Source organism: Rhizobium sp. L1K21 (genome assembly GCF_024055895.1).
Taxonomy (GTDB): domain Bacteria; phylum Pseudomonadota; class Alphaproteobacteria; order Rhizobiales; family Rhizobiaceae; genus Ensifer_A.
The window spans coordinates 1,531,880-1,555,944 of sequence record NZ_JAMXLE010000001.1 but is presented as its reverse complement, the minus strand read 5'-3'; the positions used below and the strand labels follow the sequence as shown (position 1 = coordinate 1,555,944).

General features: G+C 56.1%; 20 protein-coding genes and 1 tRNA gene. 3 read left to right on the top strand and 18 right to left on the bottom strand.

Features of this window, described 5'->3' with window-relative positions:
• Nucleotides 1-2: 2 nt before the first annotated feature.
• Both mfd and NHF56_RS07420 read right to left on the bottom strand, forming a co-directional pair.
• Nucleotides 3-3,515 (bottom strand): transcription-repair coupling factor, encoded by a 3,513-nt coding sequence (mfd, locus tag NHF56_RS07425; protein WP_252802990.1) that lies wholly within the window; start codon nt 3,513-3,515, stop codon nt 3-5.
• Nucleotides 3,512-3,829, bottom strand: coding sequence for a succinate dehydrogenase assembly factor 2 (locus tag NHF56_RS07420; RefSeq protein ID WP_252802988.1), 318 nt, complete (start codon nt 3,827-3,829; stop codon nt 3,512-3,514). Before NHF56_RS07420 ends, mfd begins: the two co-directional genes overlap by 4 nt.
• A gap of 99 nt (nt 3,830-3,928) precedes the next feature.
• Between NHF56_RS07420 and recG the strand changes: the two genes are divergently transcribed.
• Nucleotides 3,929-6,034 (top strand): ATP-dependent DNA helicase RecG, encoded by a 2,106-nt coding sequence (gene recG, locus NHF56_RS07415; RefSeq protein WP_252802986.1) that lies wholly within the window; start codon nt 3,929-3,931, stop codon nt 6,032-6,034.
• Here recG and NHF56_RS07410 read toward each other — a convergent pair.
• The 8 genes from NHF56_RS07410 to NHF56_RS07375 all read right to left on the bottom strand — a co-directional run bounded on the left by NHF56_RS07410 (nt 6,021) and on the right by NHF56_RS07375 (nt 15,381).
• Nucleotides 6,021-6,686, bottom strand: coding sequence for a DUF502 domain-containing protein (locus NHF56_RS07410; RefSeq protein WP_252802984.1), 666 nt, complete (start codon nt 6,684-6,686; stop codon nt 6,021-6,023). The two genes, recG and NHF56_RS07410, sit on opposite strands and share 14 nt — an antisense overlap.
• Nucleotides 6,687-6,825: 139 nt before the next feature.
• Entirely contained in the window at nt 6,826-7,155 is a 330-nt protein-coding gene (locus NHF56_RS07405; RefSeq protein ID WP_252802982.1) for a phospholipid-binding protein, read from the bottom strand.
• A gap of 101 nt (nt 7,156-7,256) precedes the next feature.
• The gene (gene glmS, locus NHF56_RS07400) at nt 7,257-9,083 is read right to left on the bottom strand and encodes a glutamine--fructose-6-phosphate transaminase (isomerizing) (protein ID WP_252802979.1); all 1,827 of its coding nucleotides are present in this window, start codon (nt 9,081-9,083) and stop codon (nt 7,257-7,259) included.
• Between the two features lie 92 nt (nt 9,084-9,175).
• Entirely contained in the window at nt 9,176-10,546 is a 1,371-nt protein-coding gene (gene glmU, locus NHF56_RS07395) for a bifunctional UDP-N-acetylglucosamine diphosphorylase/glucosamine-1-phosphate N-acetyltransferase GlmU (protein ID WP_252802977.1), read from the bottom strand.
• A 147-nt stretch (nt 10,547-10,693) separates the two neighbouring features.
• Entirely contained in the window at nt 10,694-11,779 is a 1,086-nt protein-coding gene (locus NHF56_RS07390; protein WP_252802975.1) for a BMP family ABC transporter substrate-binding protein, read from the bottom strand.
• Between the two features lie 31 nt (nt 11,780-11,810).
• Nucleotides 11,811-12,722: an ABC transporter permease gene (locus NHF56_RS07385; RefSeq protein WP_252804900.1), complete on the bottom strand. Its 912-nt coding sequence runs from the start codon at nt 12,720-12,722 to the stop codon at nt 11,811-11,813.
• 9 nt (nt 12,723-12,731) lie between these two features.
• Complete coding sequence (locus NHF56_RS07380) at nt 12,732-13,826, bottom strand: ABC transporter permease (RefSeq protein ID WP_252802973.1); 1,095 nt, start codon at nt 13,824-13,826, stop codon at nt 12,732-12,734.
• Complete coding sequence (locus tag NHF56_RS07375; RefSeq protein WP_252802971.1) at nt 13,816-15,381, bottom strand: ABC transporter ATP-binding protein; 1,566 nt, start codon at nt 15,379-15,381, stop codon at nt 13,816-13,818. The genes NHF56_RS07380 and NHF56_RS07375 overlap by 11 nt, the downstream gene beginning before the upstream one ends.
• A 171-nt stretch (nt 15,382-15,552) precedes the next feature.
• On the opposite strand from NHF56_RS07375, the gene NHF56_RS07370 reads away from it, so the two are divergent.
• The gene (locus tag NHF56_RS07370; protein ID WP_252804898.1) at nt 15,553-16,032 is read left to right on the top strand and encodes a deaminase; all 480 of its coding nucleotides are present in this window, start codon (nt 15,553-15,555) and stop codon (nt 16,030-16,032) included.
• 30 nt (nt 16,033-16,062) lie between these two features.
• Here the strand turns inward: NHF56_RS07370 and pcsA are convergent, their stop codons facing one another.
• Nucleotides 16,063-16,794 carry a phosphatidylcholine synthase gene (gene pcsA, locus NHF56_RS07365; protein ID WP_252802969.1) on the bottom strand — a complete coding sequence of 244 codons (732 nt, stop codon included), beginning with the start codon at nt 16,792-16,794 and terminating at the stop codon, nt 16,063-16,065.
• A 164-nt stretch (nt 16,795-16,958) separates the two neighbouring features.
• Between pcsA and NHF56_RS07360 the strand changes: the two genes are divergently transcribed.
• Nucleotides 16,959-18,158 carry a UbiH/UbiF family hydroxylase gene (locus tag NHF56_RS07360; RefSeq protein ID WP_252802967.1) on the top strand — a complete coding sequence of 400 codons (1,200 nt, stop codon included), beginning with the start codon at nt 16,959-16,961 and terminating at the stop codon, nt 18,156-18,158.
• On the opposite strand, the gene NHF56_RS07355 is transcribed toward NHF56_RS07360, so the two are convergent.
• The 7 genes from NHF56_RS07355 to NHF56_RS07325 all read right to left on the bottom strand — a co-directional run bounded on the left by NHF56_RS07355 (nt 18,126) and on the right by NHF56_RS07325 (nt 24,029).
• Nucleotides 18,126-19,088 carry an AEC family transporter gene (locus NHF56_RS07355; RefSeq protein WP_252802965.1) on the bottom strand — a complete coding sequence of 321 codons (963 nt, stop codon included), beginning with the start codon at nt 19,086-19,088 and terminating at the stop codon, nt 18,126-18,128. The genes NHF56_RS07360 and NHF56_RS07355 overlap by 33 nt on opposite strands.
• A gap of 48 nt (nt 19,089-19,136) precedes the next feature.
• A complete protein-coding gene (locus NHF56_RS07350; RefSeq protein ID WP_252802963.1) occupies nt 19,137-19,886 on the bottom strand; it encodes a cytochrome c biogenesis CcdA family protein in 750 nt (249 codons plus the stop codon).
• A 118-nt stretch (nt 19,887-20,004) separates the two neighbouring features.
• Nucleotides 20,005-20,080: transfer RNA gene (locus tag NHF56_RS07345), tRNA-Lys, on the bottom strand.
• Between the two features lie 127 nt (nt 20,081-20,207).
• On the bottom strand, nt 20,208-21,533 hold the full coding sequence (locus tag NHF56_RS07340; RefSeq protein ID WP_252802961.1) for a branched-chain amino acid ABC transporter permease: 1,326 nt from the start codon (nt 21,531-21,533) through the stop codon (nt 20,208-20,210).
• Nucleotides 21,530-22,543, bottom strand: coding sequence for a branched-chain amino acid ABC transporter permease (locus NHF56_RS07335; protein WP_252802959.1), 1,014 nt, complete (start codon nt 22,541-22,543; stop codon nt 21,530-21,532). The genes NHF56_RS07340 and NHF56_RS07335 overlap by 4 nt, the downstream gene beginning before the upstream one ends.
• Nucleotides 22,544-22,545: 2 nt before the next feature.
• Nucleotides 22,546-23,250 carry an ABC transporter ATP-binding protein gene (locus NHF56_RS07330; RefSeq protein WP_252802957.1) on the bottom strand — a complete coding sequence of 235 codons (705 nt, stop codon included), beginning with the start codon at nt 23,248-23,250 and terminating at the stop codon, nt 22,546-22,548.
• Nucleotides 23,247-24,029 (bottom strand): ABC transporter ATP-binding protein, encoded by a 783-nt coding sequence (locus NHF56_RS07325; RefSeq protein ID WP_252802955.1) that lies wholly within the window; start codon nt 24,027-24,029, stop codon nt 23,247-23,249. Before NHF56_RS07325 ends, NHF56_RS07330 begins: the two co-directional genes overlap by 4 nt.
• Between the last annotated feature and the right edge of the window lie 36 nt (nt 24,030-24,065).

Here is a 24,065-nt window from a genome sequence, read left to right as displayed (position 1 = left end):
TCTTACGCTGCGGTGACGAGGTCTGACAGCTGCTTGATGACAACCGCAGCGGCATTCAGCCGCTTTTCCGGTGTCGGAAGATCGCGCATCAGGAAAACGCTGTGATCGGCTCTGATCTTGGCGAGTGTACCCTGCCGGGAAATATAATCCACGAGTCCGGCGGGGTTGGGAAACTCCTTGTTTCTAAACTGCACCACAACGCCCTTTGGACCTGCCTCCAGCTTCTCCACATTGGCTTTGCGGCAAAGCCCCTTCACAAAGACAATCTTCAGGAGATGTTGGAGCTCGGTCGGCAAGGGACCGAAACGGTCGATCATCTCCGCGCCGAAGGCATCGATATCGGCAGCATCGCTGATATCCCCCAAACGCCGGTAAAGCCCAAGACGAAGATGGAGGTCTGGAACATAGTTCTCCGGTATCATCACCGGTGTTCCAACTGAAATCTGCGGCGACCACCCACTGTCGTGAACCTCTTCCACGCCGCGCATTTCCGAAACCGCCTCTTCCAGCATCTGCTGGTAGAGTTCAAAACCGACTTCCTTGATGTGTCCCGACTGTTCTTCACCAAGCAGATTGCCGGCGCCCCGCATATCGAGATCGTGGCTGGCAAGCTGGAAACCTGCGCCGAGCGAATCAAGAGACTGAAGAACTTTCAGACGACGCTCGGCGGTGGCGGTCAGCTTTTTGTTGACGGGTAAGGTGAGGAGCGCATAGGCGCGAACCTTGGAGCGACCGACGCGCCCGCGGATCTGATAAAGCTGCGCAAGCCCGAACATATCGGCGCGGTGAACCACGAGCGTATTTGCCGTTGGCACATCGAGACCGGATTCGACAATCGTCGTCGAAAGCAGCACGTCATACTGCCCTTCGTAAAAGGCAGTCATCACGTCGTCGAGTTCGCTTGCCGCCATCTGGCCGTGCGCGATGGCCACTTTCAGTTCCGGCACATTCTCCTTTAGAAAGTCATGAACTTCGCTCAGATCGGAAACGCGTGGGCAGACATAGAAGCTCTGGCCACCGCGATAGTGCTCCCGCATCAGCGTTTCGCGGATCACCAAACCGTCGAAGGGCGAAATGAACGTACGCACAGCCATGCGATCAACCGGCGCGGTGGTGATCAAAGACAATTCGCGAACCCCCGTCATCGCCAGTTGCAGCGTGCGCGGTATCGGCGTGGCAGACAGGGTCAGAACATGCACATCCGACTTCAGCTCTTTCAGTCTCTCCTTGTGTTTCACACCGAAATGCTGCTCTTCATCGATGATCAAGAGGCCTAGATTGGCAAACTTGATCGAATTACCCAACAGCGCATGCGTGCCGACGACGATATCGAGTTTTCCGCTTTCCAGTTCACCTTTGGTAAGACTCAATTCCTTGGCCGACACAAGGCGCGATGCCTGGGCAACACGGATCGGAAGTCCGCGGAAACGCTCGCTGAAGGTCTTGAAATGCTGACGCGCCAGGAGCGTGGTCGGAACGACAACAGCGACCTGTACGCCGTTCATGGCCGCCAGAAAAGCAGCACGAAGCGCCACTTCGGTCTTGCCGAAACCGACGTCGCCGCATACCAGCCGGTCCATCGGCTTACCCGCGCCCAAATCCTCACGAACCGCCTCAATGGCGTTCATCTGGTCTTCCGTTTCCTCATAGGGGAACCGGGCCGCAAATTCGTCGTAGACGCCCTCGGGCGCAACGAGCGGCTCTGCGTGACGCGTCGCGCGCTCGGCAGCAATCTTGATGAGCGCATCGGCCATGTCGAGCAGGCGTTTTTTCAGCTTCGCCTTGCGCGCCTGCCAGGCGACGCCACCGAGCTTGTCCAGCTGCGCATCCGATATGTCGGAGCCATAGCGCGAGAGAAGATCGATATTCTCTACCGGCAGAAAAAGCTTGGCGTTGTCGGCATATTGAAGCTCGAGGCAGGCATGGGGCGCGCCGGCCGCCTCAATGGTGCGCAGACCGACAAAGCGGCCAATGCCATGCTCGGCATGGACCACGATACTGCCTTCGTCGAGGCCGGAAACCTCCGAGATATAATCCGAATCGCGCTTGCGGCGGCGCGAACGGCGAACCATCCGGTCACCCAGAATATCCTGTTCGCCGACGATAACGAGGTCGCCGCTCTCAAAGCCGCCTTCAATGCTCAGAACGGCAGACGCTGCCTCGCCCTTGTTCAGCGTGTTCAGGTCCCTGAGCGCAGAGATCGGCCTAATACGCTCCAGCCCATGCTCGTTCAGCACCTGGAGAAGACGATCGAGCGACCCTTCCGACCAGCCGGAAATGATGACCTTTTTACCTTCGGCGCGTTTGTCGGCAATGTGCTTGACGGCAATATCAAAGACATTCACTCGCTCGGCCTTGCGCTCTTCTTCAAGACCGGCGACCCGCGCCCAGCGTGGGCCTGCATGCGCATCAAGCGTGACCACGCCGCGGCCTGCAAGCGCCTCCTCCGCAAAAGGCGTGAAGCGGATGGCATTCACCTTATCCAGTGTTGACACCGCTTCATCCGCATTCAGATAGAGCATGCTGGGCGGCACCGGCTTATAAGGTGTGCCTTGCCCGACCTGGCCTTTGCCGCCGTCGCCCGCAATCTTGCGTGCCTCGTAGTAATCAAGAATAAGCTTCTGCCGCTCCTGAAGCCCCTCACTTAACGTATGGTCCCTAACGATACGGAAGGCAGAGAGATAGTCGAAGACGGTTTCGAGTTTTTCGAAGAAGAGCGGCAGCCAATGCTCCATGCCGGCATAGCGGCGACCTTCCGATATCGCCTGATAAAGCGCATCGTCCCGCGTGGCGGCACCAAAAAGTGACAGATAGTTCGTCCGGAAACGGCTGATCGCTTCCGACGTCAGGTTCACTTCGCTCATTGGGTTCAGGTCGAGCGACTTAGCCTGCCCTGTCGTGCGCTGGCTCGCGGGATCGAAATGCCGGATGGTCTCAAGCGTGTCGCCGAAAAAATCCAGCCGAACCGGCTCGTCGTCACCGGGAACAAAGACATCAAGAATGCCGCCCCGTACGGCGAATTCTCCCACCTCGCGCACGGTCGCAACACGCTCGAAACCGTTGCGCTCCAAACGCGCGGCAATCTCCTCCATGCGTATCAGCATGCCCGGTTTAGCCGAAAACGCCATGGCTTCAATGGCAGACCGCGGCGGCATTTTCTGCAGCAGCGCATTGGCCGTCAAAAGTACGATCGCGGCATGTGGCTTTTTCTGATGGGCAACCAGTGACGCCATGGCGGACAGCCGTTGCGCCGAAATGTCGGCACTCGGTGACACGCGGTCATAGGGCAAACAATCCCAGCCCGGCAGGCGCAAAACCGGGATATCAGGTGCAGCAAAGGAAAGAAGCTGTTCGAGATCAGCGATGCGCTGTCCGTCCGAAAGAACATAGGCGACAGGCGTTCCTTGTCTGGCCATGTCCGCCAACAACAGAGCCTCAGCACCGGCCGGCACATTGGAGACCGTCAGAGCGCTTTCGACACTCAGCATGGTTTTCGCATCAAATCCTGCAATCATTCCGGTTTGCCTGAATGCTCATCCTTGACCGGCGAAAAATCCGGGCGATAACTGGCGATCTTTTCAAACATCGGTGTCCGGAACCGCTCAGGCACCGGCTTCTCGCCGTTGATCCATTTGATCAGATCGCCGTCTTCTTCAGACATGATGTCTTCCAGATGGTCGAGTTCCGCTTCAGACAGCGTGCCAATTTCGGCCTCGGCATATTGCCCGAGGATCAGGTCCATTTCACGTATGCCACGATGCCAGGCGCGGTAAAGCATGCGCTTGCGGCGAGGTGAAAGGTCAGCACTTGTGCGGTTGAGGCCGGTCATGAAAATTCGCTCGGACTTGATTTGGATGGCTCTCTATAAACACTTGAAATCGGCTTGTCAGCCTTGCCAAAGCGGTAATTTCTGGAAAGAGTTGCCCGCATGCGCCCCTCTGTTCTTGATCCGCTTTTTGCCCCCCTGTCCACACTGCCCGGTATCGGACCGCGAACGGGCGACTTTTACGCGCGCCTGCTGGGGCGCGAAAGTGTGGAGGATTGCCGCGTTGTCGATCTTCTGTTTCACCTGCCCCATTCGGTCATCGATCGCAGACATCAGCCGGGTATAGCCCTGTCCCCGCAAGGCGGCATTGTCACCATCAGAGGACATGTGGATCGGCATCAGCCGCCACCGCGCGGCAAGAGCCAGGTTCCCTATCGCGTCTTCATTCACGATGACACCGGTGAACTGTCCCTGGTCTATTTTCGCGGCAAGGCCCAATGGCTGGAGAAATCTTTGCCCATAGGCGAAGAGGTCATCGTGAGCGGCAAGATCGATTGGTTCAATGGCCGCGCCTCCATGGTTCACCCGGACTACGTGACCACGGTCGACAAGGAAGAGGAGATGCCCTTGGTCGAGCCGGTTTACCCGCTCACCGGCGGCCTGGCTCCAAAAGCGCTGAGAAAAGCCATCATCGCGGCAACAGAACGCGCTCCGGAGCTATCAGAATGGCTCGATCCGGAACTCATTCGTCGCCAGAGCTTTCCATCCTTTCACGAAAGCGTCATGCAGCTGCATTTTCCGCGTGATGCGGCCGATGCCGATCTGCAGACACCCGCCCGTCGAAGGCTCGCCTATGACGAATTTCTGGCAGGCCAGATTTCACTGACCCTGGTGCGGCGAAAACTGAGAAAAGCCGCAGGCATTCCCGTTCACGCGACGGGCAATTTGTCGGCCAGAATACGCCAAGCCCTGCCCTTCTCGCTCACCGGAAGTCAGGAGGACGCCGTGGCAGCCATCGTGAAAGACATGGCTGGCAATGACCGGATGTTGCGCCTTCTTCAAGGTGACGTCGGCTCCGGTAAAACTGCCGTTGCCTTGATGGCCATGGCGGCGGTTGTCGAAGATGGCGGACAAGCCGTTTTAATGGCGCCAACCGAAATCCTGGCGCGGCAGCATTTTGAAACCATCACCAGGATGACTGCGGCTGCCGGAATTGGGGTGGAAATCCTGACCGGCCGCAACAAGGGGCGCGAGCGTGAGGAAATTACCGCCCGCATTGCCTCCGGCGAGGCCCAGATGATTATCGGCACGCATGCACTGTTCCAGGACAATGTAAGTTATCACAAATTGCGGCTCGCCATTGTCGATGAGCAACACCGCTTCGGCGTCCACCAGCGCTTGTCACTCACGGCAAAGGGTGCAGCACCCCACATGCTCGTGATGACCGCCACCCCTATCCCGCGCACTTTGGTCCTGGCAGCGTTCGGCGATATGGATGTCTCCCGCCTGACCGAAAAACCGGCAGGTCGCCAACCGGTGACCACAGCCATCGTCCCGCTCGAACGTCTTGGTGACGTCGTCGCCAGATTGAAAGCGGCGATCGCAGAGGGACGCAAGGCCTATTGGATTTGCCCCTTGGTCGAGGAATCGGATGTATCTGACCTCATGCCCGCCGAAAAACGCTTCGAGCTTTTGCAGCGAGAATTCGGCAAGGCGATCGGGCTTGTGCATGGCCGTATGTCAGCCACCGAAAAGGATGCGGCCATGCTCGCCTTCAAAAATGGCGACACCCGCCTCCTTGTGGCGACCACAGTTATTGAAGTGGGCGTGGACGTACCGGACGCTTCGATCATGGTCATCGAGCATGCAGAACGCTTCGGGCTTGCGCAGCTCCACCAGTTGCGCGGGCGGGTGGGCCGCGGAACGGAGGCTTCCACGTGTATTCTCGTCTACAAGTCACCAATCAGTGAAAATGGCCAGGCAAGGCTGAAAATCATGCGCGACACGGAGGATGGCTTTGTCATCGCTGAAGAAGACCTGCGTTTGCGTGGAGAAGGCGAGCTCCTGGGAACCCGGCAATCCGGCACGCCCGGCTTTCAACTGGCGAGCTTGGAGGCGCATGGCGATCTTCTGGAAATTGCCCGCAAGGACGCCGCGCTGATGACCGAAAGAGATGAAAACCTGGAAAGCGAACGCGGCAAAGCGCTCAGAACGCTACTTTACCTCCACCGGCGTGACGAGGCGATCCGCTTTCTCAGGGCTGGATAGTTTTCGGATTGAACTCCGGCGTCACCAAACCACCGGAAATGAGGTATTTGGTGGCGTCTTCCACCGACATATCCAGAAGGCGGATTTTAGAACGGGGCACGAACAGCAGAAACCCGGCCGTGGGTACCGGTGTCGGCGGAACAAACACGCTGACGATGTCTTCACCGGCATCGGAGAGTTTTTCTGCAATCTCGCCTTTCACGTCAGACGAAATGAAGGCGAGCGTCCAGCTGCCCGGTGATGGAAACTCGATCAATCCGACCTGGCGGAACGAATTCGATTGGTCGTTGAGCACAGATTCGAAAATCTGCTTCAGACCCTTATAGATCGAGCGCACAAGCGGTGTCCGGTGCAGAATGGACTCGCCGAAATTGACGATCGAACGCCCGATCAAGTTCTTGGCCAGAAATCCGACGGTTGTAATCAGGATGACCGCGACCAGAAGTCCTAGTCCCGGCACAGCAAAGGGCAGATATTCCTGGGGCGTCAACTCATAGGGGATATAGGGCGTGACCCAACTGTCAGCCCATTGGATAACCGACCAGGTCAACCATATCGTAATTGCAATGGGCGCACAGATGATCAATCCCGTCAGGAAATTGTTTCTCAACCGTGCTGCAAATTTCGGGCGTTCGGGCTTTTCGTCATCCATTCGGGTTTGCGGACCAATCCTTGAAATCTGGCTCAAATCGACCCGCTTTGAGGCGGATCAAATCACTGAGCCAGACTATATTGCAGTGCACCCTGATTGTCATTAGGTCACGAATGAAATGCGATTGTCAGCCGCAGACTTAGGGATAGTCTCTCGACGCCTTTGCGGTCGCAATGGTTCCACCAAAAGAGGACTTCTTGCCCTTTGCGGATGCCGTCCACTCATAGGTATGGCTGCCGCTCGGCGGGCAAGGCGACTTGTACTTGAATGCACCGGGTGAGATCGTGTCTTTGCCGCTATATTGAACCCATCCTCCGCCGTGATTGTAGGAGGGAACATTGCGATCCTTCATTCTGAAATAGATCCAATTGGTTCCTTCGGGTACATTCTTCAGCTTGAACACCGGATTGGGAACTGTATTCGGATTTCCCGACGTGCATTTCTTCAGGTTGCCCCAGTCAAAGGACATCGAAAAATCACCGCTATTGGCAGCCGAGACAGTGGCCAAAAGTAAGATCGTCGACAAAATAGTGTGCTTTAGCATTTCCCACCTCAAAAAACGTTTCAAAATTATTCGACTGTCACCGACTTCGCCAAATTGCGCGGCTGATCGACATCAGTGCCCATGAAGACAGCCGCATGATAGGCTAAAAGCTGAATCGGCAAAGCAAAAATCATCGGTGAAATGATTTCATCGACATTGGGAAGCACAATCGTCGCCATGGTTTCGAGGTTTGATGCTGCAGCGCCGGCCTCATCGGTGATAAAGATGATGCGACCGCCCCGCGCTGCAACTTCCTGCATATTGGAAACGGTCTTTTCAAAGAAGCGATCATGCGGCGCAATCACGATGACCGGCATCTCCTCGTCGATCAGCGCAATCGGCCCGTGCTTCAATTCCCCCGCGGCATAACCTTCGGCATGGATGTAGGAGATTTCCTTGAGCTTCAGAGCCCCTTCCAAAGCAAGCGGGAACGAGGTGCCGCGGCCGAGGTAGAGTACGTCTTTGAATTTCGAGAGTTCACGGGCGAGCTCTTCGATTTGCGGCTGAATATCATTCAACACCGTGCTCATCATGCGGGGCATTTCGACAAGATGATGCACAAGTTCCGCTTCCTGCTTTTCATCAATGTGACCGCGCGACCGCGCGGCTCCAATTGCCAAAGCAGCCAACACAGTCAACTGGCAGGTAAATGCCTTGGTGGAAGCCACACCGATTTCCGGACCTGCCATAATGGGAAAAATGGCATCGGATTCGCGCGCAATCGTCGATTCCACCGTATTGACAACAGCGCCAATGTTTAGACCGTTGTCTTTGCAATATCGCAAGGACGCCAGCGTATCAGCTGTTTCGCCCGATTGCGAAATGAAAAGCGCTCCTGCTTCGGCAGGCAGCGGTATCTCACGATAACGAAATTCCGATGCGACGTCGATTTCGACAGGTAATCTGGCTAGCCGTTCAAACCAGTATTTTGAAACCAGTCCTGCAAGGTAGGCTGTCCCACAAGCCGAAATCGCAAGGCTCGGCATCTTCGTAAAGTCGATCGAGGAGGCGATATCACGCACCAGACCGGTATTGAAATTCACATATTGCGCCAGCGCGTGTGACACCACTTCCGGCTGGTCATAGATTTCTTTTTCCATGAAGTGCCGGTGATTGCCTTTGTCGACAAGGAAAGTCGCAGCCGTGGAAATCTGCTTCTGGCGATCAACCTTGTTGCCATCGAAGTCCAGAATTTCTGCGCCGTGACGGTGCAGGATCGCCCAGTCGCCGTCCTGCAGGTAGGTAATCTGGTTGGTAAACGGGGCAAGCGCGATTGCGTCCGAACCCAGGAACATTTCGTCCTTGCCATGGCCGATTGCCAGTGGCGGACCGGAGCGAGCCGCCATGATCGTATCGGCATCGTCTGCAAACATCAGCGCGATGGCATATGCACCTTTGAGCCGGGAAAGAACAGATTGGACGGCTGCCTTTTTCTCAACGCCGTTGCGCAGCTCGCGCGCGACCAGCTGAGCGACAACTTCGGTATCCGTCTGTGATGAAAACTTTGCGCCATCAGCGATCAGTTCGTCGCGCAATTCGGAGAAGTTCTCAATGATACCGTTGTGAACAATAGCGACGCCATCCACAAAATGCGGATGGGCATTGTCCTCAGTGGGCGCCCCGTGCGTAGCCCAGCGCGTATGCGCAATTCCCGTGTGGCCATCGAGCGGTGAATCGCTGAGAACGCGCTCAAGATTGAAAAGTTTGCCCTCGGCCCGGCGGCGGTCGAGTTTGCCGTTCTCGATCACGGCAACACCGGCGGAATCGTAGCCCCGATATTCCAATCTGCGCAGCGCATCCACCAGACGACCCGCAACCGGTTGATTACCGACAATTCCGACAATTCCGCACATAAATCAGCCACTCCGATAAAAAATCACAGCATTCAAGTAGCGGATTCGAAAGAATGTTCAATCTCCCGGCGGGTCACATTCGGTTTCTTCGGTTAATCTTGCGCGCGAGCCTTCTTCAGGGTTTCCTTCAACGCGGCAATGCGCTTGCGGATGATGGCTGCCCTGCCCGGTTTGACCTCCTGGCGAGCCCGCGCCAGTGCAAGCGCATTATCCTCCACATCCTTGGTGATCACGCTGCCTGATGCCACATACGCCCCGTCGCCGATGGAAACGGGAGCGACCAATGAAGAATTGGAGCCGATAAAGCTGTTGGCTCCTATCTTGGTGAGATGCTTGTTCACGCCATCGTAGTTGCAGGTAATGGTGCCGGCACCGATATTTGCGCCTGCCCCGATTTCCGCGTCGCCGATATAAGTCAGATGGTTGACCTTTGCGCCCGCACCGATATCTGCCTTCTTGACCTCGCAAAAGTTGCCGACCTTAGCGCCTTCACCAAGCGTGGCCCCCGGTCTCAAACGCGCATAGGGGCCAACCGAGGCGTTCGACCGAACCAATGCTCCTTCCAGATGACTGAAAGCATGCACGATGGCATTCGGCTCAATGGTCACTCCCGGTCCGAATACAACGTTGGGTTCGATGACGGCGTCCTGACCGATGACGGTGTCCCAGGCGAGGAAAACGGTCTCCGGCGCAATCATCGTCACACCCGACAACATCAACTCGCGCCTTCGACGTTCCTGCCAAAGCTTCTCCAGATAGGCAAGTTCAGCGCGATTGTTGCAGCCTGCAAGCTCGTCTTCCGGCGCTTCTACAGCAACCGCACGCCCGCCTTTCTGACGCGCAACTTCAACAATGTCGGTCAGGTAATATTCACCCTTGGCATTATCATTGCCAATCGCATCCAGATATTCGAGCGCTTTTGCGCCGTTGATAGCCATCATGCCACCATTGCAGAAACGAATGGCGCGCTCGTCTTCGGTTGCGTCCTTTTCCTCCCGAATCGCGAGCAGTTCACCATTCTCGATCAGCAAACGACCATAGCCGCTCGGCTGCTCGGTCATGAATCCAATGACGGCAACATCCACGCCTTGGGTAAGCGCCTCACGCGCCCGAGAAAGCGTATCCGCCGTCAACAGCGGTGAATCACCGAAGAGAACAAGAACATCGTCAAAGCCTCTGGAAATCGCCTCGCGCGCAGCAAGCACCGCATGGCCAGTTCCGAGCCGTTCAACCTGAGTGTAGCTGGAAAGCTTCAGGCCATCCAGACTTGCGGCTTCTGAGACCTTTTCCGCGTCACGCCCCACCACCAACGCCACATGGTCGACATCACAATCGGTGAGCATGCCTGTCACATGTGCAATCATCGGACGACCGGCGATCGGATGAAGAACCTTGGATTTATTGGATTTCATTCGCGTGCTTTCGCCAGCCGCCAACACGATCGCCAAACAGGTTCGAGCCATGAGGAAGAATTTCTCCAAAATTTTCAAGCTTCGCCGATCTATCAGAAACGGCAGCGAATTGGCAATGCGAAGCCTCTGGAATGAAAAATCCCGCAGCCAATAACGGCTGCGGGACAGAAAAAGCGTCTCGAAGGAAGCTGGTCTCAACTAAGCGGCGCTTTCAACGCCCTTCACGAACCAGTCGATCGTGGCCAGTTGCTCCAGCGTCATGACCTCGCCATCCTTGACCTTGAGCGTGCCGTCTTGATCGTAGATCGGGCCCGTGAAAATGTCGTAAGTGCCGTCCTTGTATCCGGCCTGAATTTCGTCCGCCATTTTCTGGACGTCTTCAGGAACAACAGGGTTGTAAGGCGAGATGACGACGGTGCCTTCTTTCATGCCGTCCCAAGTATCAGCCGACTTCCATGTACCGTCAACGATGGCTTGCGCACGTTCGATGTAATAAGGACCCCAGATATCTTCGATGGCAGTCAGATGCGCATTCGGCGCAAAGGCGGACATATCCGCACCCTGGCCGAAGCCATAGAGGCCCCTCTGTTCCAGAATCTGCAGAGGACCGGGGCTGTCTGTGTGAGTGGTGACGACATCACAGCCAAGGTTGACCAGCGTTTCCGTGGCCGCAGCTTCCTTCGGCGGATCGAACCAGCTGTCGATCATCACCAGCTTCACCTTGGCGTCCGGGTTCTGCTTCTGAGCAGCGAGAGCGAACGAGTTCACACCCAGAACAACTTCCGGTACCTTGAATGAGCCAAGATAACCGAGCGTTCCGGTCTTGCTCATCTTGCCGGCGATGGTGCCGAGTACGGCGCGGCCCTCATGGAATTTCGAGTTGTATGTCGCAACGTTGTCGGCGCGCTTGAAGCCCGTGCAATGTTCGAACATGACGTCAGGGAATTCCTTGGCCACTTCGATCGTCTGATCCATGTAACCGTATGAAGTCGTGAAGATCAGCTTGCAGCCCTGGTTCGCGAGATCGCGGATGATCGGCGTTGCGGACGCATCTTCCGGCACGTTTTCAACATAAACCGTTTCCACCTTATCGCCGAGAGCCGACTCCAGCGCCAGACGGCCCTTGTTATGCGCCCAGGTCCAGCCGTAGTCACCAATCGGGCCCAGGAAGATAAAGCCGACCTTGACCTTGTCTTCAGCAAAGGCAGTGCGACCGAGCAGCGGAAGCGCAGCAGCCGCTACGCCGGCTGTCTGCATCAGTTTACGACGGGTAATCTTTGTCATTTCCAGGTTCTCCTAGCTTGAGATTCGAATGTTAGGCAGTAAACGGCTTTCCAAGGCAGGCTGGCGCATTCGTCGCCGCTCCCTTGCGTGCCGAAATCAAGGCAAGAACGATCACGGTCATCAGATAAGGCATTGCCGCCCAGAACTGAGATGGCATGAACGAGAAGCCGGCAGCCTTGGCGTAGAGCTCCAGCGCCATCAGTATGCCGAAGAAATAGGCGCCAACGAGAAGCCGACCGGTTCGCCAGCTTGCGAACACGACGAGCGCCAGCGCAATCCAGCCGCGTCCGGCGGTCATGCGTTCCGCCCACATAGGCGTGATCACCATTGAAAAATAAGCCCCGCCGATCCCGGCCATCGCGCCGCCAAAAGCAATGGCCGCATAGCGCACGCCGATGACCGAATAACCGAGAGAGTGGGCAGAATGATCGTTTTCGCCCACCGCACGCAAGATCAACCCGCCGCGCGTTGACTTCAGGAACCACGCCACCAAAGGCACCATGATCAAGGCGAAATAGACAAGCGGCGAATAACCGAAGAACACTTTCAGGATCGGGTCGCGTGCCAAGGAGGCCGGAAAAAAGGTGTTGAACGGTGCCACAATGCGCCCGACGAACGACAGACCAATGAGGGAGGAAAGACCAGTCCCGAAAATGGTCAACGCCAACCCGGTCGCCACCTGGTTTGAATTCAGTTGCAGCACCAGAAATGCAAAGATCATCGACGAGGCCGACCCCCCGACAGCAGCGCCCAGAACGCCAAGCCAGGGATTGAAAGTCATCACTGTAACGCCAAAACCGCTGATGGCGCCCATCAACATCATGCCTTCCACACCGAGGTTCAAAACGCCCGCCTTTTCGACGACAAGTTCTCCGAGGCCTGCAAGCAGGATGGGCGTGGTCAGACCGACGACGGTAATGATTGCGGCAATGATAAAGTCGATCGACATGAACTATTCTCCCGCCACCGGTGCCGCGGACGGTTTCGCACTGCTGACGAAACGCACGCGATAACGAACAAAAATATCACTTGCGAGGATGAAGAAGAGCATCATCGCCTGGAAAATACCCGCCGTCGAATTGGGGATGTGAACCGTTGTCTGAGCCACCTGCCCGCCAACATAGGTTACGGCAAGCACAATCCCCGCAATCAGGCATCCAATCGGATGCAGCCGCCCGAGAAACGCAACGATGATAGCCGTAAAGCCATAACCGGACGGGAAACCAAGATTGATCGTCTTCAGCGCGCCGGCGAATTCCAGCGCACCGGCAAGCCCAGCCATGCCGCCGCTGATCAGAAGCGAGAGCCAAATCGTCTGCTTGGCGTCAAATCCCCCGTGGCGCGCGGCATTTGGCGCGCTGCCGACCACCCGGATCTGATAGCCGAACACCGAACGCGCCATGATCAGCCAGAAGACGAATGGCAGGATGAGCGCGATCAGAACGCCGAGATGAACCGTCGTCCCCGGAAACAGAATGGGCAAGGCCTGATCGGGCTGCAGCGGCGCTGTGGCCGGAAAATTGCGCCCATTGGGGTCTTTCCATGGACCACCGACCAGATAACCGAGCACCTGCAGCGCGACATATGTGAGCATCAGGCTGGAGAGGATTTCGTTAACGTTGAAACGTGTTTTCAAAAGCGCTGGCGCAGACGCCCATGCGGTGCCACCAGCAATACCAGCCAGGATCATGGCCACAATCACCAGGATACCTCCGCTTGTTCCCGCAGCAATACCAACGCCTGCGGCACAAAGCGCGCCGATAATATATTGCCCTTCAGCACCGATGTTCCAGACTTCGGCACGATTGCCGATGGAAAGGCCAAGCGCAATGATGATCAGCGGGGCAGCCTTCACGGCGACATCCTGCCACTTGTAGCTTTGCAGGAGCGGTGTGAGGAAAATATCGACCACGGCCTTGAAGCCGGAGATCCCCATCGCATCGAATACGATGATACCGATGATCATGGTCAGGAGCACGGATAGCAAAGGCGTGACAAAAATCATGAGCCGGCTTGGCTCGGGCCGCTTTTCGAGCTTAATGCGCATGCGCAGCCTCCTGCACGACGGCCTCGGGACGGGTCGTTGTTTCACCATGAATGCCGCCCATCAGAAGTCCGATCTTTTCGATATCGGCGTCTGCAACCTTCATCGGTGCCGATAGCCGGCCTTCATTGATCACCGCGAGCGTGTCGCAGAGCGCCAGCAGCTCATCAAGATCCTGACTGATAACGACGATGGCCGAGCCGGAGGCTGCGAGATCAACCAGAGCCTGATGAATGGCCGCAGCCGCACCCGCATCCACGCCCCAGGTAGGCTGGCTGACAACGAGAACGGTCGGCTTTTGAAGAATTTCCCGACCCATGATGTATTTCTGGAGATTGCCGCCCGACAGCGACCCTGCGGTCGAGCCCGGACCGAGGGCCTTCACGGCAAAGGCGGAAATAACCTCCCCGGCATAGGTCTTCGCCGCGCCGCTGTTGATCATCCCCAAATTCACCATGCCCATGCGGTCCCGGGCGGTCAGCACCGTATTGTCCGAAAGGGTGAATTCCGGGACAGCCGCATGCCCGTTGCGCTCTTCCGGCACGCTTGCCATACCGGTCAGGCGGCGCTGCTTGGCCTTCATCCGTCCGACATTGTTCCCGTCAATGGTGATGGCTTCCGAATGCTCAGACAACTGTTCGCCTGAGAGTGCCAGCAGCAGTTCATTCTGCCCATTGCCGGCAACACCGGCGATCCCGAAAATCTCACCGGCCTTGACGGTAAAGGTGATGTCGCTCAGCGAGGTTCCAAAAGCTTCGGTCGAAGCCATATTCAATTTGTTGACGATCATCATATCCTTGCCGAATGCGCGCCCGTCGGTCTTCTGAATATCCTTCAGATTGCCGCCAATCATCTTCTCGGCCATGGACCGGGAGGTCTCTTCCCTTGGGTTGCAGGTGTCGACCAGCTTGCCTCCACGCAGGATTGTGGCGGTATCGCAGAGAACCTTGATCTCATGCAGCTTATGCGAAATGTAGAGGATCGAGCGTCCTTCGGAAGCCAACTGCCGCAGCACCACGAAGAGCTGTTCGACTTCCTGAGGCGTCAAAACCGACGTCGGTTCGTCCATGATCAAAAGGTCTGGATCAAGCAGCAAAGCTCGCACGATTTCGATACGCTGGCGTTCGCCCACCGAGAGTGTCGAAACCGTGCGATGAGGCTCCAGCTTGAGACCGTATTGCTTCATGACATCGAGAATACGCGCCTCGAGTTCGCGCGCAGCTACGCTCGTGTCCATGCCAAGAGCAATGTTTTCCAAGACGGTCATCGCCTCGAACAGCGAAAAATGCTGGAATACCATGCCGACGCCAAGTTTGCGTGCCGCCTTGGGACTGGCAACAGTGACGACATTGCCGTTCCAGAGGATCTCCCCCTCGTCCGGCTGTTGAATGCCGTAGATCATCTTGACCAGCGTGGATTTGCCAGCGCCATTTTCGCCCAGCAATGCATGTATCTCGCCCGGCATGACGGAAAATCCGACATGATCGTTGGCCAACACACCCGGAAACCGCTTGGTAATTCCCCTCAACTCCAAGCGCGGTACTTGACTTGACGTCATTATGCCCCTCTGAATTTTTCTAGACCGTATGATAAAAATTCTAGGACAGGAAGAGGGAATTTTCATAATCCTGCACAAAAAGGCATCACGCCTAAATGCGTTGCATTAAGGACGCGTGCATGACTAAGATATGATCAACAGCATCTCATCGAGAAGAGGAATAAAAGTGTGATTTGTGAAGACCTGGACCATGAAGCGCTGATGCGCCGCGCAATTGCTGAATCCCAAAATGCGCGTGATGCAGGAAATCACCCCTTCGCGTCGATCCTTGTCGGGCCGGACGGTGAAGTGCTGATGGTTCAGCATAACGCCTACATGCCGGACCATGACATGACGGGCCATGCGGAACGCGTGTTGATGACGCGGGCTTCAACCACCTATCCACATGATTTTCTGAAGGAATGCACGATCTACACCTCGGCAGAACCATGTGCCATGTGCGCAGGTGCAATCTATTGGACCGGTCTCAAACGCTGCGTTTACGGCATGAGCGAAAAGCAGTTGAAAGAGATCACCGGCAATCACCCGGAAAATCCAACACTGGACCTGCCCTGCGAAGTCGTCTTCGAGGCAGGGCAGCGCAAGGTGGAGGTCATCGGGCCGACCCTGGTGGAAGAAGCGGCCAAAGTGCATGAAGGCTTCTGGAAATAGGAGAATAGCCTTTCGCTGCTCCACCACGCTTTAGGATTTTTCGCGCCCGAGATTGGGAAACATCTGCAAAATTGCGCCGATGACAAAAAGGTAAAGCCCCGTGATCGAAACGCCCCAGACGATCCATGCCGGCGATTGGAAGTGCTGCAGCAACGAAATCACGCTGAAAACCGACCAGACCGCAAAGACGGAAAGATTCAAGGTGCGAAGGCGCTTCACTCTGACCGGATGAACAAAATCGATCGGCAGGAAGGTCAGGATGACGGCGAGAACGATAAAGCCAAACGCCACCATCTCCGGCGGTTTGACGACAAAAAACGTAAAGACCACCATATTCCACGCAATGGGGAAGCCGGAGAAGAAATTTTCCGCTGTTTTGGTGCCTTTGTCTGCATAGTAGATAGCACTGGAAACGACGATCAGGCCGGCTGCGACGAAAGATAATGGTTGGCCGATAAAATGCGCCTGATAAAGCGCGAATGCTGGCAGGAGCACATACGTGACATAGTCGATTACGTTGTCCAGCATGTCACCCGACCAGTTGGGTAAGACCTCTTTCACACGCACCTTGCGGGCAATGGGACCATCAATGCCGTCAACGGCAAGCGCAAGGCCGAGCCACCAGAACATATCGACAAACCGCAATTCAGCCGCGGCAACCACGCCGAGGAATGCCAGAAAAGAACCAGACGCTGTGAGAATGTGAACTGCGAATGCCCGTATTTCGGCATAGGGAACGCGCCGATATTTGAAAATTGCCATATGCCAATTTGCCTTCGCTGCTGGCGTCTAACATGCTCCGTGAGAGCGCTTGTAGCCGAGAAATGTTTCGCCCACCAGAAATACGTTTCACTGCGCCATTTCAACTCATGGATTCGCTTAAACTTAGCGTATAAAGTGAGCAAGACCAAAGAATGGAATTGAGAATGTCACATTACGAGATCGCGGTGGTGGGCGGCGGATTGGCAGGCAGAATTGCAGCCTTGGCCCTCTCGAAACAGGGATATGAAATTGCGCTCGTCGCGCCGGAAAACGAGCGTCAGGATGGCAGAACGACGGCCCTGATGGAACGCTCGATCGACTTTCTGCAAGATATCGGCCTCTGGCAGAACACGCTAAAGCATGCCGCCGCCCTTTCGACCATGCAGATTGTCGACGGCACTGACCGCCTGTTTCGTGCGCCCACCGTACCCTTCCGTGCGTCGGATATCGGCCTTGAGGCTTTCGGGTACAATTTTCCCAATGCCCCTGTTTTGGAGATACTGCAACAGGCAATCGATGCTGAAGAAAAGATCATCCAGTTAAAAAGCAAGGTTGTTTCAGCCACGGTACAAGAGGCCCCAGCCACGCTGACGCTGGAGAGCGGTGATGTGATTTCCGCTGATTTCGTGGTCGGTGCAGACGGACGCGAATCGCCTCTGCGCAAGGCAGCCGGCATCGATGTGAAACGCTGGGCCTACCCGCAAACCGCAATCGTCCTCAATTTCAGCCATGAATTGAACCACGCAAACACATCTACGGAGTTTCACACGCCGTCCGGACCGTTCACACAGGTTCCGCTACCAGGCAAGTTGTCGAGCCTCGTCTGGGTACAGAACCCGCAGGATGCGGTCATCTTTCTGCAACTTGATCCCAGAGCGGCAGCCCGCCGGATTGAAGAGCGTATGCAATCAATGCTCGGCAAGGTCACGATCGAAGGGAAGATCCAGGGATGGCCGCTTTCGGGCTTGACCGCAAAGCGGTTTGGCAAAGGGCCACTGGCACTGATCGGCGAGGCATCGCATGTCTTCCCGCCGATTGGCGCCCAAGGCCTTAACCTCAGCCTGCGCGATATTATTGCGATTCGTGATCTATTGGGTGCCAAGCGCGAGGGCGTTGCGCCACAGCCGATTGGCGACGCATTCGACCGCCGCCGCCGCGCTGATATCATGAGCCGCACGGCAAGCGTTGATCTCTTGAACCGTTCGTTGCTGTCTGGATTCCTGCCGGTTCAGTTTTTGCGCGCAGCAGGGCTTCATATACTCGGCACCCTCTCTCCACTCCGCAATATGGTGATGCGTGAAGGTGTGGCTCCGGGCGAAGCCTTCCGCGCGTTACGGGAACAGGTCGGGCGCAAGCGCGCCTGATTTCATCAGGTAGAGCAGCACCGAAACACTTCCAACCGAAATGATGGTTGTGATGAGGATCGTCGCCGACGCCCTCTCCTGCCAGACGTTGTACTGCTGGCCGATGACAAAGACATTCGTCGCCGTCGGCAAGGCCGCCATCAAGACAGCGGTCTGAACCCAGATCGGATCAAAGTTGCCGGCAAGGCTGAGATACAAGTACATGATGATGGGCAGCAGGATGAGCTTGGCAGGGACGATGTAGCCGATTTCCACCGGCACCCGTTTCAAGGGTCGCAAGGCCAATGTCACGCCCATGGCGAACAAGGCGCAAGGCGCTGCGGCTTGCGCCAGATAATCGATCAGACGCTGGACCGGAACCGGCGGATCAACGTGAAAGGCTGCACCGACAAAACCGGCCGCCGTTGCCAGAATGAACGGATGCAGAACGATCTTCAAAAGGACATCGCGCATCAGAATCAAAGGCGATCGCTTTTCGTCCCCACCAAAGGCCATGAGCGCCGGCGCGGTTATGAAATGCAGCATGTTTTCAAAGCAGAACACCAGCGCAACCGGCACTGCAGCCTTCTCGCCGAATGCCAGGAGCGCCAGACCAGGCCCCATATAACCGATGTTGCCATAGGCCGCGCCAAGGCCTTGCACCGTGGATTCAGCAATTGTTGCGCGTCTGAGAAAAAGGCCTGCAGCAAAGATGAGCGCGAAAACCGTGTAGGTCGCCGCAAGATCGGTCACAATGAAGTCAAAGCGGGTGAGCTGCTCGACCGGCGTCTTGGCAATCAGTTTGAAGAAGAGCGCGGGCAGCGAGATATAGATGATGAAGATGTTAAGCCAACCAAGCGCCTCAGCTGGCTCCTTCTTTATCTTCGCCGTGATATACCCGAGCAGGATCAACCCGAAGAACGGCAAGACCAACCCAGCAATATCCGACATTGTTTTCTCCCCAAGCATCGCCGCAATCGCGCGCAGCGTCAGTTTGGCTTAACCGATTTGGGAGAGAAAAGGAAAGGTCTCCTGGAACCAGAAAGAGACGTCTGCAACGAATCCGGTGATAAAAGCGAGACCTGTCAGCACCAAAAGACCGCCAATCAGCTTCTCAACGGTACCGAGATGGCGTCGGAAACGGGAGAGAAATCTCATGAAAGAGCCGGAAAACAGAGCGGCAATCCAGAAGGGGATGGCAAGGCCAAGCGAATAAACGGACAGAAGAATGGCGCCCTCGCCTGCTGTTCCGCTGCTGGCGGCAAGGCCAAGAATAGCGCCCAGAACCGGGCCTATGCAGGGCGTCCAGCCAAACGCAAAGGCAAGTCCCATGACATAAGCACCCGAAATTGTCGCAGGTTTTGCATTCGATTGCAGACGTGCCTCGCGCGCCAGAAACCCGATCCGGAAAAGCCCCAGAAAGTTGAGCCCCATGATGATGATGATGACGCCGCCGATCTTCGCAAGAACGTCAATGTATTGACGCAAAAACAAGCCGATAGCAGAGGCGCCGACACCAAGCGCGATGAAAACCGTTGCAAACCCAAGCGTGAAGAAAAACGATGACAGAATGACCGCATTGGTGGAGGCACTCGGACGTGCAACCACGCCCCCATTCCGAAAATCATCCACCGACACGCCCGCCATATAACAAAGGTAAGGCGGTACGAGCGGCAGCACGCAGGGCGATAGAAACGACAACGCCCCCGCAATCAAAGCGCTCAGGATGGATATGTCAGCAATGCTCAAGCCGAAAGTCTCCCTTTCAATTCCGATGCTCTAACGTGCATACCGGTTACACGCCAATCACCTTTTTGCGAACGCAACAAAAGGCCGCAGTAGGCAGAACAGTCAATTTCCGGAAAGGTGGTGAGCGCGCAGGGGTTCGAACCCTGGACCTACTGATTAAAAGTCAGTTGCTCTACCAGCTGAGCTACGCGCTCCCTTTGGGGTTGAAAAGCCTTGTGGCCGCCCCTTTGAAAGTGGGCGGAACATAGGCAGGCAAGGTCTTCCGGTCAAGCCGGAAAAATAAAAAAATGCCTGCCCGATTTTCGTTGCCGGCAAAGGTTCTTAGCGACGCTCTGCCCCCTTCTCCGGTATGAGCCCGGAAGGCCGGAAACGCATGACAATCAAGAGCAGAAGCCCCATCATAACAAGGCGCATCTGCTGAGCATTATCCGTCAGGTGCTGACGAATGGGGCTGTCATCGCTTAATCCGGAGGTGAGCTGATCAAGCAGTGCGACGCCGATCGGTTCCGCTTCCATCCAGAAGAAGAGAATCAGGAAGCCACCGAGAACAGCCCCCCAATTGTTGCCGGAGCCGCCGGCAATGACCATAACCCAGATCAGGAAGGTGAAACGCAACGGCTGATATGCACCAGGCGTGAACTGACCGTCCATGGTCGTCAGCATCGCACCGGCAAGGCCGATCACCGCCGACCCCAGGATAAAGACCTTTAAGTGAATGCGCTTGACATCTTTGCCCATGGCTTCCGCGGCCGTTTCATTGTCGCGCACCGCCCGCATGGTTCGTCCCCAGGGCGACTTGAGCGCCAGTTCCGCCAGCAACAGCACGAGAAGCAAGACGACCACGAATAGGCCGCTATAGCAGAGCTTCACGAAAATGGAGGCAAAGTCGCTCGGCGAGACTGAAAAACGCTCTGACAGATTGATGAACCAGGCCGCGTCACGCAGATCGACTTCATAGGGAACCGGGCGCGGAAGGCCAACGACGTTTTTCACGCCGCGGGTCAGCCAGTCCTCGTTTCGCATGATGGTGACCAGGATCTCGGAGATTCCAAGGGTTGCGATCGCCAGATAGTCTTCACGCAGACCAAGCGCCACCTTGCCGATCAACCATGCGGCCCCGGCGGCAAAAAGTGCCCCCCCAATCCAGGAAAACAGGATCGGCAAGCCAAGCCCACCCAAAAAGCCGGTTGCGGACGAATCGACGGCCTCAATCGCCAAAACCGCTGGATCGTAAAAATAGCGGGTGACAAAATAGCCGACCACAACCACCGCTGCCGTTGCAAAAATCCTGAGACCCTTGTTCTCCTTGTCAACCAGCTTGCGGACATAGACGGCCGCCACAATTGTCGCGACCAGAAACACGCCTGAAACCAGAATGCCCGCACCACCAGCAGCCCAGGCAGCGTAAACGGGATCGGAGGAAATGAAGACAGCCGCAGTTCCCCCAAGCGCGATGAAACCCATCACGCCGAAGTTGATCAGGCCCGCATAGCCCCACTGAATGTTCACGCCAAGCGCCATGATTGCCGAAATCAGGCAGAGGTTCAGAATGTAAAGGGCGGAATTCCAGCTGTGGAAATAGGCATCAGCCAGCAGCAATAACCCCATGACGAGGAAAAGCAGGGTGTTGCGCAATGTAGAACTCATGACGACCTCCCGCCAAAGATACCGGTCGGTTTGATCAGCAGCACCAGCACGAGAATGATGAACGAGACAGCGAACTTGTATTCGGTGGCAAGCAGTTGCAGCAGGCCATCGGGCGCAAGTTGTTCCGGCAGAATATAAGTAAAGAACTTCTTGTAGGCGTAGGTCACGATCACCTCGGAAAAGGCGATAATGAAGCCGCCTGCAACAGCACCGATCGGGCTGCCAAATCCGCCGACGATGGCCGAGGCGAATATGGGCAGCAGAAGCTGCTGGAAGACAAACGGCTTGTAGCTCTTGTCCATGCCGTAGAGCGTGCCTGCAATCGTGGCCAGTGCTGCCGCAATAATCCAGGCGATCGCCACGACACGCTCCGGATTGATGCCCGACAGCAAAGCAAGATCTTCATTGTCAGCGAAAGCGCGCATCGATTTACCCGTACGCGTCCGTTCCAGGAACCAGAACAGCGCCGCAACACAGATGATGGTAATGACCAATGTGATGGCCTGCGAAGAGCGGATTGCCAGCCCCTCTTCCAGCCCGGTCCACTGCCGGAATTCGCGCGCATTGATCAGGAAGCGAACACCGTCGTCAAAGTTCTGGTCGTCCGGCCCGATGATGAAACGGATCAGACCGGCCATGAAGAACATGACGCCAATGGACACGATCATGAAAATGACGTTGTGCGACCGTTGTCTGCGATAATAACGATAAACCCAGCGATCCGTGAGGAGCGTCATTGCAACAGCACCGATAATCCCGACCGGCAAGGCCAGCAAAGCCGTGGAGAGCGGTGCAATGCTGATACCGGCAGATTGCAGAGCCCACGTGGCCAAAACGGTGATCATCGCGCCGAACGACATGAGTTCGCCATGGGCAAAATTCGAAAAGCGCAGAACCGCAAAAATCAGCGTCGCACCAAGGGCACCAATGGCCAGCTGGCAGCCATAGGCGGTTGCCGGAATGACGATATAGTTGACCAGAAGGATGAAGGCATTGAGGAGATTTTCCATGATCAGCCCCCCAGAAATGTCTTGCGGACTTCGTCATCCGCAATCAGCGCGGGACCGGTGTCCGTGAAGCGGTTTTCGCCCTGCACCAGAACATAGCCTTTGTCGGCGATTTCGAGTGCCTGCTTGGCATTCTGTTCCACCATCAGGATGGAAATGCCTGTCCGGGCAATTTCAATGATGCGATCAAAAAGTTCGTCCATCACGATGGGTGAGACACCAGCGGTCGGCTCATCCAGCATCAAAACCTTGGGATTGGTCATGAGGGCACGTCCAACGGCCACTTGTTGGCGCTGTCCGCCCGAGAGTTCACCGGCCGGCTGACGGCGTTTTTCCTTCAGCACAGGGAACAGGTCGTAAATCTGTTCAATCGTTCCGGACAGTTCATCCTCACGGATAAAACCACCCATCTCGAGGTTTTCCTGAACAGTCATGGACGTAAAGATGTTGCGCACCTGCGGCACAAAGCTCATGCCTTTTGCCACGCGCGCCTGCGGTGCAAGCGCTGTCACATCTTCACCATCCAGAAGAACCCTGCCCTTGCGCAGGTTCAGCATACCGAAGACCGCCTTCATGGCTGTCGACTTTCCGGCCCCGTTCGGACCGACGATAACGGCGATTTCGCCTTTTTCCACGCCGATGGTACAGTCATGCAGAATATCAGCATTCCCATATCCGCCGGTCATGTTTTCCCCGACCAAAAAACTCATGCGTTCTCTTTTTTCTTGTTCTTAAGGCCAGTCCCCAGATAGGCCTCGATCACGTCATTATTAGATTTGATTTCCTCAGGCGTACCGCTGGCAAGCACCGCGCCTTCGGCCATCACAATCACCGGATTGCACAGCCTGGAGATGAACTCCATGTCATGCTCAATCATGCAGAACGTGTAGCCGCGCTCCTTGTTGAGGCGCAAAATGGCATCACCGATTTCATAAAGAAGCGTGCGGTTCACCCCTGCTCCGACTTCATCCAGAAACACGATCTTGGGATCGACCATCATGGTGCGGCCAAGTTCGAGAAGCTTCTTTTGACCGCCCGAAAGGTTGCCGGCCAGCTCGTCAGCCACATGTGTCAGCTTCAGAAATTCCAAGACCTCGTCGGCCTTGTCGCGAAGCTTTGCATCCGCCTGTTTAACAGCGCCTGGCCGAAACCAGACATTCATCAGCTTCTCGCCGGGTCGATCAGGCGGCACAACCATCAGGTTTTCCCGCACCGTCAGCGTCGAAAACTCATGCGCCACCTGAAAGGTTCTGAGAAGACCCTTGGCAAAGAGTTCGTGCGGCTCCAGCCCCGTGATATCGACGCCATCCAGATAGACCTTGCCGCTTGTCGGCTTGTGAAGCCCGGCAATCACATTGAAAAGGGTGGATTTTCCGGCGCCATTCGGACCGATCAGCCCGGTGATGGAACCGGCTTCGATAGAAATAGACACATTGTTGACGGCTCGGAGGCCGCCAAAGTGCTTTTCGATATTCTCAACGACGATCATATGTGTGACGTCCTATAACGAAACCGCCCGGATGCT